Here is a 14,353-nt window from a genome sequence, read left to right on the forward strand (position 1 = left end):
ACTGTCGCTTGACCGCGTCACGACCCGCGCTATTCGGGACGAGTGACGTTGCTCAAAACCATCGGCCTCCTGACGCTCTCGAATATCTTCATGACCTTCGCGTGGTACGCCCACCTGAAGGACATGCGGGAAAAACCGTGGATCATCGCCGCCCTCTTCTCCTGGGGCATTGCCTTGTTCGAATACCTCATCCAAGTCCCCGCCAACCGCATCGGCGCCAGCGCCTACACCACCGGCCAGCTCAAGATCCTCCAGGAAGTCATCACCCTCTCCGTCTTCGTCCCCTTCGCCGTCTTCTACCTGAAGGAAAAGATCACCCTGAACTACCTCTACGCCGCCCTCTGCATGGGCGGCGCCGTCTTCTTCATGTTCCGCGACAAGGCCGCCCCGAAGCCCATGGAGCACGCCAAGGTGGAAGCCAGCGAATCCGCACGCTGAACAAAGCGCCGTCCCCGCAATAAGGGGTGTCGACGTTCCGTCGACGCGTGTGGACCACCACCGACAAGCTGGGCGTAAGGAGCTTCCCAGCCCCAACGGGGCGAAATCCCTAAGCCCAGGGCAAGCGAAGCGTCGCCCTGGGTTTCCCCACACCAGCCATGGCGGCCTGTAGGGACGCGATACCGGTCAGGCCGGTCTTCCCTCACACCACCGGCCCGAACTCCACCTTCTCCACCACCTTCCCCTCCAGATTCTTCATCACAAACGTCAGCGCCTTCGCATCCGCCTTCCCCTCGATCCACGTCGCCCGCTCCGGCTGCGGCCCTCCTCCCACAAGCTGCCCATACGGAAACTCCTTCGTCCCCGGAATCCACGCCGCCTGATGCGTGTGCCCGGAAATCACGATCTGCGTCTTCCACGCCACCAGCGCATCGTGCCACACCTCGCGGCTGAATCTACTAAAGGCATCGTAGCCGCCCTTCTCATACCCCGCATCCGCCACCTCCTCCTTCCATCGCAACGGAATGTGGCAGAACACCACCCGATACGGCGCATCGCGGAATTCCGGCCGCGCGATCACCTCCTTCAGCCACTCCCCCTGCTCCTTCCTTAGCTTCTCGAATGCCACCCGCCCACCAAAGCTCGGGTGATCATCCGGCTTGTCTTCACCCGTGTGCAGGCAGATCACCGCCATCGGACCGCTCCGGAAAGCATAGAATGGCCGCCCACCCGGCGTCGCCACCATCTCCGGCATCTTGAAAGCCCACTTCCCGCGCACGTCGTGATTTCCCCACACCAGCAATAGCGGCCGGCCATCGCTCACATCCTGCCCGGCCGGATGCAGCAGCGTCGGCACCAGCCAATCCTCCTGATCCCAGTTATTGCAGGTATCACCATTCCACAGCAGGAAATCCCCACCCGGCGTCGAGGCATGCAGCTTCTGGATCGTCGGCGCATTCTGGTGGGTATCGTTCCAGATCACGAAGCTCGTCTCCTTCGCCGCCGGATCCAGCGTCCCGAATTTCTTCCACGGCCCCTCCTCCTTCCCGCTCCCATCCGCCGCCTCGGCGATCGCGCGCAGCTGATACTTCCCGCCCGGCTTCAGCCCATCCACCTTCACCCGCAAAATCTCATCTCCCTGCGGCACGAACCCGAACCGGTCCGCCGCCGCCGTCCCACTGCTGCCATCCTCCCCCTTCCACTCCACCCGACCCCGCGAGAGCTTCGAAACCGCCCACACCACCTCCACCCCATCCTGCCGCGGCGCCATGATCACCGCCGGCGTCTTCATCAGCGGACCACTCGCCGCTGCCGCCTCCTTCTCCTGCCCGGAACCCACTCCCGCCGCTCCGGCTACCGTTCCACCAACCACTTTGCCAAGGAATCCACGCCGTTTCATGACGTCTCCATACGTCACAAAATCGACATTTTCATCTCAAAAAACCCACAAATTCACCCTCTTGGCTAAAGAGGCAACCCCTCACGCGCCTCCAGCCACTCCGCCGGAATGGCCGACATCCCCAGCCGCGCCGCGATGATTCCGCCCACCATCGCCGCATTCGTATCGCAGTCCCCACCCGCCTCCACCGTCGCGATGATCGCCTCCTGGAAATCATCCAGCGAACGCAGCGCCGACCAGATCACAAACGGGACCGTATCCGGTGAGGTCACCAGCGAGCCATTCCCCAATCGCCTCCCCACCACCTCCGGTGAAAGCAGCGGCTCAAGCCCCACCGCCACCGCAATCCCATCCCGAGTATCTCCCTCCGGCGTCCTCTGCAGCACCTCCTTCGCGATCACCTCCCGCGCCTCCACCGCCCCAAGTTCCCTCGTCCGCCACGCACAAGCCGCAGCCACCGCCACCGCAATCGCCCCGGCAATCCCCTCCGGATGCCAATGCGTCACCCGCGCCGACTTCATCGCCTCGCTCGCCACCCGATCAAGGTCATCCGCAAACCACGCCCCCAAGGGCGCCACCCGCATCGCCGCTCCATTGCCCATCGAGCCACCATTGAACGCCGCCTTCGACGCAACCTCCCACGACTGCCCTTCCCCGATCCTCTGCAGAATCCTCGCCGCCATGTTCCCATAGCCACGATCCGGATCCCTCTTGAAATTCCTCGCGAAAATCCCCGCCAGCATCTCCTCGCGAATGCACCCCTCGCGCTCCAGGCACTCCATGATCCCCAGCGCCATCGCTGTATCGTCGGTCCACCACCAGGGACCACCCACGATTCCCATCTCGACCCGATGCCGGACACGATCGCTCGCGTAGGCGGAAAGCTCGCCGAAAGCATCACCCACCGAAAGCCCTTCCAAGACCACCCGCGCCCGCGCACTTCGTTCGGAGTCCATGCGAAGCTGTTAGCCAGTGCCCGGCAAAACCGCGAGCGCCTTGTGCGTTCATGATTGGACGTTCCGCCTCCACCGTTCAGAGTCGCGCCCATGACTCCCGCCGCCCTCGGCTACGCAATGCCCCCCGAATGGTCCCCCCAGACCGCCGTCTGGTTGTCGTGGCCGGTCAATGACGAACGCCACTGGGGCGGAGCCAAGCACGGCCTCATGCGCGACAAGTTTGCCGAGATCGCCGCCGCCATCACCCTCTTCGAAACCGTCCGCATCAATGCCCCCGGCGCGGACCACGCCATGATCCTCGACGCCTGCAACCGCGCCAAGGCCGTCCCGGAGCGCGTCGAACTCTTCGATCACCCGCACAATGACGTCTGGTGCCGCGACCACGGCCCCATCTTCGTCAAGCACCGCGAGACCGGCGAACTCGCCGTCAGCGACTGGGGCTTCAATGCCTGGGGCGGCAAGTTCCCGCCCTACGACCTCGACAATGCCATCCCGCACCGCATCGCCGATGCCCTCGGCCTGAAGCGCTTCGAAGGCGGCATGATCCTCGAAGGCGGCGCCATCGAGATCAACGGCCTCGGCCAGCTCCTCACCACCGAAGCCGTCCTGCTGAACCCTAACAGGAACCCCAAGCTCTCCCGCAGCTACATCGAACAAAAGCTCCGCGACACCCTCGGCGTCCGCGACATCCTCTGGCTGAAGCAAGGCATCGAAGGCGACGACACCGACGGCCACATCGACGACCTCGCCCGCTTCACCGATGACACCACCATCATCGCCTGCGTGGAAAAAGACCGCGGCTCCCCGAACTACCCCGTGCTGGAGGACAACTTCGCCCACCTCAAATCCTTCACCCGCCCCGACGGCCGCACCTTCGAAGTCGTCCACATCGCCCTCCCCGAAGCCTGCGAAGTCCCCGGCTGGCGCCTGCCAGTACTACCCGCATCGTACGTCAATTTCCTCATCGTGAATGGCGGCGTCCTCGTCCCTACCTTCCGCCAAAGCCGCAACGACGACATGGCCCTCGGCCAAATCCGCGAACTCTTCCCCGACCGCACGGTCCTAGGCATCGACTGCCTCGACCTCGTCGAAGAAGGCGGCACCCTCCACTGCATCTCCCAGCAACAGCCAGCCTGAGCCTTAAGGGGTGTCAAGTGGAGCGAAGCGGAAGTGGTCCGGGCCCATTCATCTACTCCGGACAACGTTCCGTCGACGCGTCTCAAAAGACCATCCCTCAATGCTCTAACGCTTCCGCTCTTCCTCTTCCACCTTGCGTTTCCGGGCTTCCTCCGCCTCGACCTCACGCTTGATGAACTCGTCATCCTCCCACTGCTTGTCAGTGATGCGGTCGGAAAAGAAATAGGGCAAGTCGTCAAGCCCGGCATAGCCGTGGTGGCGAACCGAAACATCCCGGGAGTCAAAGTCGGCCACCACCCCATCCTCACCCATCAGGCGATTACCGTCCATGCGGCAGCCAGAGATGTCTGCACGACTCCCGGCGGCGATTGAAAAGTCAGGCCGGAAAACGATCATGAATGTGTGACCACGGGCAGGAGGCGTATCGCGGCCCGGATTACGTGACCGGATGTAAAAGGCGGAGGCAATCAGGAACCGCTCTTTGCCGCGCTCGACGCTTCCAATGAATTCGATCGAAGAAAGTTGGTAGCTGATACCGTTCTCCTTCGGCGGCTTGCTCGACGTGAATCGTTCATCTCCCGACTTCTCGAGCCCTTCGACCATCTTGAGAAGGGTCTTTGGATCAGCCATCGGCTCCTCGCGACCGCCAGCAAAAGAGAGGCCGGATCCCAATACCGTAAACGCCAGCAGCAAGGCATGCTTGAGCGACTTCTTCATGATTCGCTCTACGCGAGTCGGGCGGATGCTTTCGCAGCTTGATCGGTAAAATAAGAAACCGGCTTCAGCAACAAGCCGAAGCCGGTCGATCAATTTTCAAAGCGCGATCAATCCCCAAACAAATTCCCCAGCCCGCCAAGCGCCGACCCCTGCTCACGGCCAGCCGAATACATGCTCGTAATCCGCTGCGCCAAGCGCGCGAACGGCATGCTCTGCAGCCACACCGTCCCATGACCTTGCAGCGTGGCGAGGAACAAGCCCTCTCCACCAAACACCATCGACTTCAGATTCCCGGCGCGCTCGATGTCATAGCTGATCCCCTTCGTGAAGGCCACCAGACAGCCCGTATCCACATACAGCTTCTCCCCCTTCAGCTCCTTCCGCACCACCGTCCCGCCAGCGTGAACGAAGGCCATCCCATCGCCATTCAAGCGCTGGAGAATAAAACCCTCCCCACCAAAAAGCCCCGCCCCAAGCTTCTTGTTAAAAGCGATCCCCAGCTGCGTCCCAAGCGCCGCGCACAAGAAGGCATCCTTCTGGCAAAGCAACTCCCCACCCTGCTGTGACAGATCCACCGGCACCACCGTGCCCGGATATGGCGCAGCAAAGGTCACCTTCTTCTTCCCACCACCGCGGTTCGTGAAGTGAGTCATGAAGATCGACTCACCCGTCAGCGCGCGTTTGCCCACCGCCATCAGCTTGCCCATGAAGCCGGTGTCCGGCGTCGAGCCATCGCCCATCTTCGTCTCGAAGCCGATGCCATCTTCCATGTAGTTCATCGCCCCCGCCTCCGCGATCACCGTCTCACCCGGATCCAGCTCGATCTCCACCATCTGGATCGACTCGCCGATGATCTCGTAGTCGATCTGATGCGAACGCTTGCCCACCGGCGGCGGGCTCCCAGGAGGCAGCGCTGGCGGCAAGCCGGCACCCTTGAAGAGATCCGGCAACACCTTGGCCGCCGGTTCCCACCCCTCCATGCCTTGGGTCCAGACCAGCGTCTGCGGAGTGATCGTGCCACCTTCGACAAGTTCGGAAAGGTTCTCCTCGGAGGTGGAAGCCGACGAACCGGATGCGCTGTGGTAGTGCCAGTTTTTCATGGTGGATTGCGAAACTAGATAGCTCGGAAAAGAGCGCAAGAATGCATGAACCCGCTGACGTGACGATTGCAGGATCGCCCCCGATTTCCAACCGCCGCCAAGCGCACTGGTGACAGTGCAGAACGGTCCCTCACCGCAGACCTCACCTCCGGCACCACTCCTCCACCCCACCTCCCGGTCCCAACGGGAACCACTCATAAAAGCCCGGCACGAAGTGCCGGGTCAGCCCACCAACCAAACGCGTCCTGTAGGGACGCCTCATGCTGGGCACGCCCCGCCAAACTCCCACCGACTCAAACCATCACCCCAACGCCCTACAACAACTGCGTCTCCGCCAGCAAATGATACGTCCCCTGCTTCGCCACCAGCTCCTCATGCGTCCCGCTCTCCACCAGCCGCCCATGATTCATCACCAGGATCGTATCCGCATGCCTCACCGTCGAAAGCCGGTGCGCGATCACCAGACTCGTCCGCCCCGCCATCAACCGCTCCAGCGCCTCGTTCACCAGACGCTCGCTCTCGGTATCCAGCGCACTCGTCGCCTCATCTAACAAAAGAATCCGCGGATCCGCCAGGATCGCCCGCGCAATCGCAATCCGCTGCCTCTGCCCGCCGGACAGCTTCGTCCCCCGCGGCCCCACCAGCGTATCATACCCCTCCGGCAGCGAACTGATGAACTGGTGCGCGTTCGCCTGCTTTGCCGCGTTCTCGATGTCCGAAGCACTCGCCCCCGGTCGCCCATACTCGATGTTCTCCCGGATCGACCCGCCGAACAACATCACCTCCTGCGGCACCACCGCGATCTGCTTGCGCAGCGAGGAAAGCTCCAGCTCCGACGCATCCGCCCCATCGAAAAGCACGCGTCCACCTTCCGGCTGATGAAAGCCCAGGATCAGCGAAAACACCGTCGACTTCCCCGCCCCCGACGGCCCCACCAGCGCAACGCGCTTGCCCGGCGCCACATGAAACGAAAGCTCATGCAACACCGGAGCCTCCGGCCGCGAAGGATAACGGAACCCCACATTCTCGAACGCCAGCTCCCCATGCAGCCTCTCGACCCGGCGGCTGCCACTCGCTTCCGGCTTCTCCGCCATCAGCTCGCGCAGGCGCTCCGTCGCTCCCGACATCGCCTGGATCTGCGAAATGATCTCCGGCATCGACCCCAGCGACGCACCTACGAAGACACTGAACAGCACGAACGCCATGAAGTCCCGGTTATCGATCTCCTTCTTCGCCAGCATGTGCGAGCCGAACCAAGCCACCCCGCCAATGGTGCCGAACATCGCAAAGATGATAAACGAAAGGAACGCCGCCCGCGCCCTCGCTCCCTTCAAGGTCACATCGAAGAATCGATCCAGCGAACGATTGTAGCGCGCGAGCTCATGAGGCTCGTTCGAAAACGCCTTCACATCGGCGATCCCCTGCACGCTTTCCTCCATCACCATCCCCGACTCGCCCAGCGCCTCCTGCGCATCGCGCGAGTGCTGCCGCACCCGCCGTCCTGACATCGCAATCGCCAGCACCACCACCGGCACGCTCGCCAGCATCACCAGCGAGAGCTTCCACGAGAAGAAGAAGACGGCGATGAGGCTGCAGAAAAGGATCACACTGTGCCGCGCCGCCTGCGGCAGGGTATTCAGCAAGGTATCGCGAACCGTCCCAAGGTCAGCCGAAACGCGATTGCTCACGGAGCCCGCGCGCTGGTCCTGGAAAAACGGCACCGGCAGCTTCATCAGGTGCCCGAAAAGCTCGCGCCGCAGGTCATTCAGCGCCGCCTCGCCGGAGCGGGTGAAGCCCTTCACCCGCCAGTAAGCGATGAACGACTGCACCGCCAGCACCCCGAGCAGGATCAGGATCGTCTTGTCCGCCTTCGCCTGGGTCGCCGCGCTATCGAGCCCGTTCTTCCACGAATCCGCCGGATCCCCGATCAGATCCTTGAGGAACAGCGGAAACGCCATCGATAGCGCCGCCGTTACAAACAGCGCGATCACCGACGGAACGAAAATCTTCCGGTGCGGACGCAGGTAGCCGAGCACCCACATCAGCCCGTCTTTTCCGCTACCCTTCTTCTTTTCCCGCTCCGCTGTCGGCATGCGCGGGATGGGAGCCGATGCCGCCCCGCCCGTCAAATGCTGAGCCGGACACGACGCCCCCCAACCGGTCTTTCTGCAACGAATCTCCACGAAATTTGACGAGAGAGGGCAAATGGGCTCATTTGCGTGCTCCGTCTGTCCAAATGCCCAATCAGCCAGCTCCCCGCCCCGGTCTTTCCTCATCCCCCACTTCCAGACAAGGCAGGCTGCCGCTTTATATCGGCCTCGCCGCCGCGGTGCTGTTCTTCGTCCTGAGCGGTTACAATGCCCGACGGAACACCGAGGCACTCCGGGAAGGCTTCCAGCAGGTCGCCCACACCCACGACGTGATCTCCGCGCTCGAAAAGATGGTCACCCTGATGAAGGACGCGGAAACCGGCCAGCGGGGCTTCGTGATCAGCGGGGATCAGGACTACCTTCAGCCCTATCACGCCGCCCGGACCGCGCTGGATTCCGAGATGGCCCGGCTACGGGACCTCGTGAAGGACAATACCGTCCAGAAACGCTTCCTCTCGGACGTCGAGGTGCTGGTGGAGGCGAAGATGAAAGAACTGGCCGAGACCATCGCCTTGCGCCGCGACCAGGGCTTCGACCCCGCCCGCGCCATGGTGATGACGAATCGCGGCAAGCTGACCATGGATGATCTTCGCGCGAAGATCGCGTCGATGGAGGAGGAGGAAAACCGCGTCCGCCAGCAGCGCATCGCGGAGATGGAGAATGCCCACCACATCGCCATTTCCAGCGGCATCGCGACCGCCATGCTCGGCATCGTCCTCGCCGTCTCCGTGACGTGGCTCCTCCGGCGCGCGATGATCCAGCGCCGTCACCAGGAGTGGCTGCAGGCCGGCAGGCTGGAGTTGACCGAGGCCATCTCCGGCGAGCGCGAGCTGCACGCCATGGGCGAAATCATCCTCACCTTCCTCACCCGCTACGTCGGTGCCCACGCCGGAGCCTTCTTCGCGCGGCGTGATGGCCAGTTCAAGCGCACCGCCATGATGGGCGTGCCGCTCAATGCCGGGGTGCCGGAAAAATTCGACACCGGCGAAGGCCTCCTCGGCCGCGCGGTGCAGGAAAAGACCACACTCCGCATCGACGACGTTCCGCCGAATTACCTCACCGTCGGCTCCGGCCTCGGCCAGGGCACACCGCGCCACTTGCTGATCTTCCCCACCTCCACCGATGGCCTCGTGAATGCCGTGATCGAACTCGGCTTCCTTCATTCCCTCGATGGCCGTCAGGAGGAATTCCTCCGCCAGATCTCCGAGCCCGTCGGCGTCGCGGTGAAGTCCGCACTCTACCGCGAACACCTCCAGGCCCTGCTTTCAGAGACCCAACAACAGGCCGAAGAACTCCAGGCCCAAGGCGAGGAACTCCGCGTCTCCAACGAGGAACTCGAAGAGCAAGGCCGCGCCCTCCGCGAATCCCAAGCCCGCTTGGAACAACAGCAGATCGAGATGGAGCAGACGAATGCCCAGCTCGAGGAACAGGCATCCACGCTGGAGGACCAGAAGGAACAGCTCACGCGCAGCAAGGACGCCCTCGAAATCCAGGCCCGCGCCGTCGAGCAGGCCAGCCGCTACAAGTCGGACTTCCTCGCGAACATGTCCCACGAGCTGCGCACGCCGCTCAATTCCTCCCTCATCCTCGCCAAGCTTCTGGGCGACAACCGCGTCGGCAATCTCAACGAGGAGCAGGTCAAATACGCCCGCACCATCGAGTCCGCCGGGAATGATCTCCTCGAACTCATCAATGACGTCCTCGACCTCGCCAAGATCGAGGCCGGCCACATGGTCATCAAGCCGGTCACCATCTCCCCCACCGAGCTCGTCGCCAGCCTCCGCGGCACCTTCGACCCCATCGCCAGCCAGCGCTCGCTCCACCTCACCATGGAGGTCGCACCGGGCACACCGGCGACCTTCGACACCGACTCCCAGCGCCTCGAGCAGGTCCTGAAGAACCTACTCTCGAACGCCCTGAAATTCACCGAGCACGGCAACGTCTCGCTGACCGTGAAGCCAGCCGGCCAGGGCCGCATCGCCTTCGCCGTGGAAGACACCGGCATCGGCATCGCCCCGGAACAGCAGCGCCTCATCTTCGAGCCCTTCCAACAGGCCGACAGCACCACCGAGCGCAAGTATGGCGGCACCGGCCTCGGCCTCTCGATCTCCCGCGAACTCACCCGCCTGTTAGGCGGCGAGATGACCCTGATCAGCGAACCGGGCAAAGGCAGCACCTTCACCGTGATCATCCCGGAAGTTCACTCCGGCCCGCGAATCGTGGAAGTCGCGCGTTTGATACCCGAGCCCGCACCACCCGCCACTCGCGAGCCCCTCGTTGTAGTCTCTCGCACCACGGATGACCGGGAAGCACTCAGTGACAACGCACGCTTGATCCTCGTGGTCGAGGACGACCAAAAATTCGCCCAAATCCTCGTCGATCTCGCACATGAGATGGACTTCCAGTGCCTCGTCGCACCAACAGCAAAGGACGCGCTCAAGCTCGCACGCGAGCACCGTCCCGGCGCGGTTCTCCTCGATGTCGGCCTGCCCGATGACTCCGGCCTCTTGGTCCTGGAGCAGTTGAAAGGCGACCCGCGCACCCGCCACATCCCCGTGCACGTCGTCTCCGGCAGCGACTACACCCAGACCGCCATGGCACTGGGTGCCGCCGGCTACATGCTCAAGCCCGTGAAGCGCGAGCAATTGGTGGAAGCCTTCCGCCAGCTCGAAGACCGCCTGACCGGAAAAATGCAGCGAGTCCTCGTGGTGGAGGATGACGCCGTGCAAGCGGACGCCATGCAGAAGCTCCTCGGCTCGCACGACGTGGAAACCGTCGCCGTCCGCACCGCCGCCGACTGCCTCGAAAAGCTCAAGGGTTCCACCTTCGACTGCATGGTCCTCGACCTCAGCCTGCCCGATTCCTCCGGCTTCGATCTGCTGGAAACCCTCAGCACCGAGGACATCTACTCCTTCCCACCGGTCATCGTCTACACCGGTCGCGAACTCGATGCGGATGAAGAGCAGAAGCTCCGCCGCTACTCCCGCTCCATCATCATCAAGGGCGCGAAATCCCCCGAGCGCCTCCTCGATGAAGTCTCGCTCTTCCTCCATCAGGTCGTCGCCGATCTGCCCCCGGAAAAGCAACGCATCATCGTCCAATCGCCAAACCGCGATGCCGCCCTTGAAGGCCGCCAGATTCTCATCGTCGAGGACGATGTCCGGAACATCTTCGCCCTCACCAGCCTGCTCGAAGGCCGCGGCGTGAAGCTCCAGGTCGCCCGCAATGGCCGCGAAGCCCTCACCGCACTCGACCGCAATCATCCTCCCATCGATCTCGTCCTCATGGACGTGATGATGCCGGAAATGGACGGCTTCACCGCCATGCGCGAAATCCGCAAGCGCCCCGAACTCGCCAAGCTGCCCATCATCGCCCTCACCGCGAAAGCCATGAAGGACGATCAGGAACAATGCCTCGCCGCCGGAGCAAATGACTACCTCTCCAAGCCATTGGACGTGGAGAAGCTGCTGTCACTGATCCGCGTCTGGATGCCGCGCTGATGCCATGAGATCCGAAGCCACCCAGTCCGACGATCTCGAGCTGCGCCTGCTGCTCGAAGCGATCCACGAGAAGTCCCGCTACGACTTCCGCGACTACTCGCACGCCTCGCTCAAGCGGCGGCTGGTGCAGGCCAGGGACCGCTTCAATTGCGCCAGCTTCTCCCAGCTTCAGCACCGCGTGCTCCATGACCCCAGCTTCATCGCCGAGCTCCTGCCCTACCTCACCGTGCAGGTCAGCGAGCTCTTCCGGGATCCATCGTACTTCATGGCGCTGCGCACTCAGGTCATCCCCCACCTGCGGACCTACCCCTCGCTGAAGGTCTGGGTCGCCGGCTGCAGCGCCGGCGAGGAACTCTACTCGCTCGCCATCCTCTTCCGCGAGGAGGGCCTGGAAAGCCGCACCATCTTCTACGCCACCGACATCAATGTGGACGCGCTTAAGAAGGCCGAGGCTGGCGTCTACGAGTTGGACCGCCTCGCGCTCTTCACCGAAAACCATCGCAAGGCTGGCGGGAAGGCATCCCTCTCGAACTACTACACCGCCGCCTACGGCCACGCGAAATTCGACAAGGACCTTCGCGCCCGCACCGTCTTCTCGGATCACAGCCTGGTCTCGGACGCGGTCTTCGCCGAGACCCACCTCATTTCTTGCCGGAATGTGATGATCTATTTCAACCGCGAGCTCCAGGACCGCGCCATCGGCCTGTTCAAGGACTCGCTGGCGCGCCGTGGATTCCTCGGCATTGGTGCCAAGGAAAGCCTCCGCTTCTCCGCTCACGCCACCGCCTTCACCGACTTCGATCGCGAACAACGCATCTACCAGAAAGCATGAACCCGACCCCTCCTTCAGCCGTCGTGATCGGCGCCTCGGTCGGTGCCGTTCAGGCGCTTTCGATCATCCTCCCCCGGCTCCCGGAAAACTATCCGCTGCCGGTGTTCGTGGCCGTTCACGTCCCGCCCGACAAGCGCAGCGCCCTGGCCGATCTCTTTGCCTCCCGCTGCGCCGTGACGGTGAAGGAGGCAGAAGACAAGGAACCCGTCTGCCCCGGCACGGTTTATTTCGCACCGGCAGACTACCACCTCCTCGTCGAAGAAGACTTCACGCTCTCCCTCTCCAGCGATGAGCCGGTCCTCTACTCGCGCCCCGCGATCGATGTCCTCTTCGAATCCGCCGCGGATGCCTACGGGGATTCACTCACCGGCATCATCCTCACCGGTGCCAGCGCCGATGGCGCCCGTGGCCTGCAAGCCGTCCACGCCGCCGGTGGCTTCACCATGGTGCAAGCTCCCGACACCGCCGAAGGCTCGGCGATGCCTCTCGCCGCCCTCGCCGCCTGCCCGGAAGCACGCGCCTTCACCCTCGAGGAAATCTCCTTGGTTCTCCTTTCCACGTCGCAACCCGTGACCTCCACGCCATGACAGCCCCGCCTCCGATCAAGTTCCTGCTGGTCGATGATCGCGAAGCCAATCTGGTCGCGCTGACCGGACTCCTTCAACGCGATGGACTGGAGCTGCTCACCGCCCGCTCCGGCCCCGAAGCCTTGGAACTCCTGCTCATTCACGATATCGCCCTCGCCCTGATCGATGTCCAGATGCCGGAGATGAATGGCTTTGAACTCGCCGAACTCATGCGCGGCACCGAGCGCACGCGCAAGGTCCCCATCATCTTCCTCACCGCCGGCGCGGTCGATTCCCAACGCCGCATCCGTGGCTACGAAACCGGCGCCGTCGATTTCCTCGCCAAGCCCATCGACGCGGACAGCCTGCTGAACAAGGCCGCCACCTTCCTCGAGCTTGCCCGCCAACGCCAGGCCCTCGCCGAGAGCAATGCCAAGCTCGCCGAAGCCGATCGCCGCAAGGACGAGTTCCTCGCCATGCTTGCCCACGAGTTGCGCAACCCGCTCGCCCCGATGCGCAACGTCACCGAAATCCTCCGCTCACAGGATATCAAGCCCGAGGACCGCGACCGCGCCCACCAGGTGCTCGAACGTCAGATCGAGAACATGAGCCGGATGATCGATGACCTCCTCGACGTCTCCCGCATCACCGAAGGAAAGATCGAACTGCGCCGGACCCCGGTGCGGCTCGATACCATCCTCAATGCCGCCGTCCATCTCGTGCGCCCCGTCGCCGACGCAAACGGCCAGCAGCTCATCGTCAATCTTCCCTCCGAGCCGGTAGTCCTCGATGCCGATCCGACACGCCTCGAACAAGTCTTCGGCAACCTCCTTCACAACGCCTGCAAATACGGAGGCAAGGACTGCCGCATCGAACTCAGCGCAGAGAAACACGGCGACGAGGTCAGCGTGACCGTGCGCGACAACGGCCCCGGCATCGCACCGGACCTCCTGCCACGCGTCTTCGATCTCTTCGTCCAATCCAGCCGCACCCTCGATCGCGCCCACGGCGGCCTCGGCATCGGCCTCACCGTCGTCCATCGCCTCGTAAAGCTCCACGGTGGCAGCGTGAAAGCCCATAGCGATGGCTTGGGACATGGCAGTGAATTCGTCGTGCGCTTGCCCACTATCACTCCCGCAACGACTCACATCGAGGAACCGGAACCCACCCGCGAAGCCGGCAGCCTGCGCCTCCTGATCGTGGACGACAATCAGGACGCCGCCGTCACCCTCGCCATGCTCCAGGAGTTGGATGGCCACGTCACCCGCGTCACCCACTCCGGCCCCGAAGCCCTCGAAGCCGTCCCCGGCTTCAAGCCCGAGGTCGTCCTGTTAGACATCGGCCTCCCCGACATGGATGGCTACGAGGTTGTGCGACGCCTCCGCACCATGCCCGGCATGCAGGACGCCTTCGTCGTCGCCATGACCGGCTACGGCAGCGATGAAGACCGCGCCCTCGCCGCCCAAGCCGGCTTCGACGAACACCTCGTCAAACCCCCGGACCTCCAGCTCCTCAGCAAGTGGCTCAAGGAACGCGCCACGACTGTCGCCTGACGCCG

At 63.3% G+C, this 14,353-nt stretch carries 11 protein-coding genes and 1 pseudogene; 6 read left to right on the top strand and 6 right to left on the bottom strand.

The window, feature by feature from the left end; all coding sequences use genetic code 11:
- Positions 1–42: 42 nt before the first annotated feature.
- A complete protein-coding gene (locus tag WKV53_RS02325) occupies positions 43–438 on the top strand; it encodes a DMT family protein (protein ID WP_341402731.1) in 396 nt (131 codons plus the stop codon).
- A gap of 202 nt (positions 439–640) precedes the next feature.
- Here the strand turns inward: WKV53_RS02325 and WKV53_RS02330 are convergent, their stop codons facing one another.
- Together WKV53_RS02330 and WKV53_RS02335 are read right to left on the bottom strand one after the other, a co-directional pair.
- Entirely contained in the window at positions 641–1,837 is a 1,197-nt protein-coding gene (locus WKV53_RS02330) for a metallophosphoesterase family protein (RefSeq protein ID WP_341402732.1), read from the bottom strand.
- A gap of 65 nt (positions 1,838–1,902) precedes the next feature.
- On the bottom strand, positions 1,903–2,793 hold the full coding sequence (locus WKV53_RS02335; protein ID WP_341402733.1) for an ADP-ribosylglycohydrolase family protein: 891 nt from the start codon (positions 2,791–2,793) through the stop codon (positions 1,903–1,905).
- 90 nt (positions 2,794–2,883) lie between these two features.
- On the opposite strand from WKV53_RS02335, the gene WKV53_RS02340 reads away from it, so the two are divergent.
- The gene (locus WKV53_RS02340) at positions 2,884–3,930 is read left to right on the top strand and encodes an agmatine deiminase family protein (RefSeq protein ID WP_341402734.1); all 1,047 of its coding nucleotides are present in this window, start codon (positions 2,884–2,886) and stop codon (positions 3,928–3,930) included.
- Positions 3,931–4,035: 105 nt separating this feature from the next.
- On the opposite strand, the gene WKV53_RS02345 is transcribed toward WKV53_RS02340, so the two are convergent.
- The 4 genes and pseudogenes from WKV53_RS02345 to WKV53_RS02355 all read right to left on the bottom strand — a co-directional run bounded on the left by WKV53_RS02345 (position 4,036) and on the right by WKV53_RS02355 (position 7,840).
- A complete protein-coding gene (locus WKV53_RS02345) occupies positions 4,036–4,647 on the bottom strand; it encodes a hypothetical protein (RefSeq protein WP_341402735.1) in 612 nt (203 codons plus the stop codon).
- A gap of 107 nt (positions 4,648–4,754) precedes the next feature.
- The gene (locus WKV53_RS02350; RefSeq protein ID WP_345789635.1) at positions 4,755–5,534 is read right to left on the bottom strand and encodes a TIGR00266 family protein; all 780 of its coding nucleotides are present in this window, start codon (positions 5,532–5,534) and stop codon (positions 4,755–4,757) included.
- Positions 5,535–5,609: 75 nt separating this feature from the next.
- Positions 5,610–5,945, bottom strand: a pseudogene (locus WKV53_RS28610) (DUF4339 domain-containing protein); the annotation flags it as partial.
- Between the two features lie 116 nt (positions 5,946–6,061).
- Positions 6,062–7,840, bottom strand: coding sequence for an ABC transporter ATP-binding protein (locus WKV53_RS02355; RefSeq protein ID WP_341402737.1), 1,779 nt, complete (start codon positions 7,838–7,840; stop codon positions 6,062–6,064).
- Positions 7,841–7,983: 143 nt separating this feature from the next.
- Between WKV53_RS02355 and WKV53_RS02360 the strand changes: the two genes are divergently transcribed.
- From WKV53_RS02360 to WKV53_RS02375, 4 genes are read left to right on the top strand one after another with little or no spacing between them, the layout of a single operon-like run.
- The gene (locus tag WKV53_RS02360; RefSeq protein WP_341402738.1) at positions 7,984–11,397 is read left to right on the top strand and encodes a response regulator; all 3,414 of its coding nucleotides are present in this window, start codon (positions 7,984–7,986) and stop codon (positions 11,395–11,397) included.
- A gap of 4 nt (positions 11,398–11,401) precedes the next feature.
- Entirely contained in the window at positions 11,402–12,229 is an 828-nt protein-coding gene (locus WKV53_RS02365; RefSeq protein ID WP_341402739.1) for a CheR family methyltransferase, read from the top strand.
- Positions 12,226–12,816 carry a chemotaxis protein CheB gene (locus tag WKV53_RS02370; protein ID WP_341402740.1) on the top strand — a complete coding sequence of 197 codons (591 nt, stop codon included), beginning with the start codon at positions 12,226–12,228 and terminating at the stop codon, positions 12,814–12,816. The genes WKV53_RS02365 and WKV53_RS02370 overlap by 4 nt, the downstream gene beginning before the upstream one ends.
- Complete coding sequence (locus WKV53_RS02375; protein ID WP_341402741.1) at positions 12,813–14,348, top strand: response regulator; 1,536 nt, start codon at positions 12,813–12,815, stop codon at positions 14,346–14,348. The genes WKV53_RS02370 and WKV53_RS02375 overlap by 4 nt, the downstream gene beginning before the upstream one ends.
- The last annotated feature ends 5 nt before the right edge of the window (positions 14,349–14,353 follow it).

Source organism: Luteolibacter sp. Y139 (assembly GCF_038066715.1).
In the GTDB taxonomy this organism is placed as follows: Bacteria; Verrucomicrobiota; Verrucomicrobiia; order Verrucomicrobiales; family Akkermansiaceae; genus Haloferula; species Haloferula soli.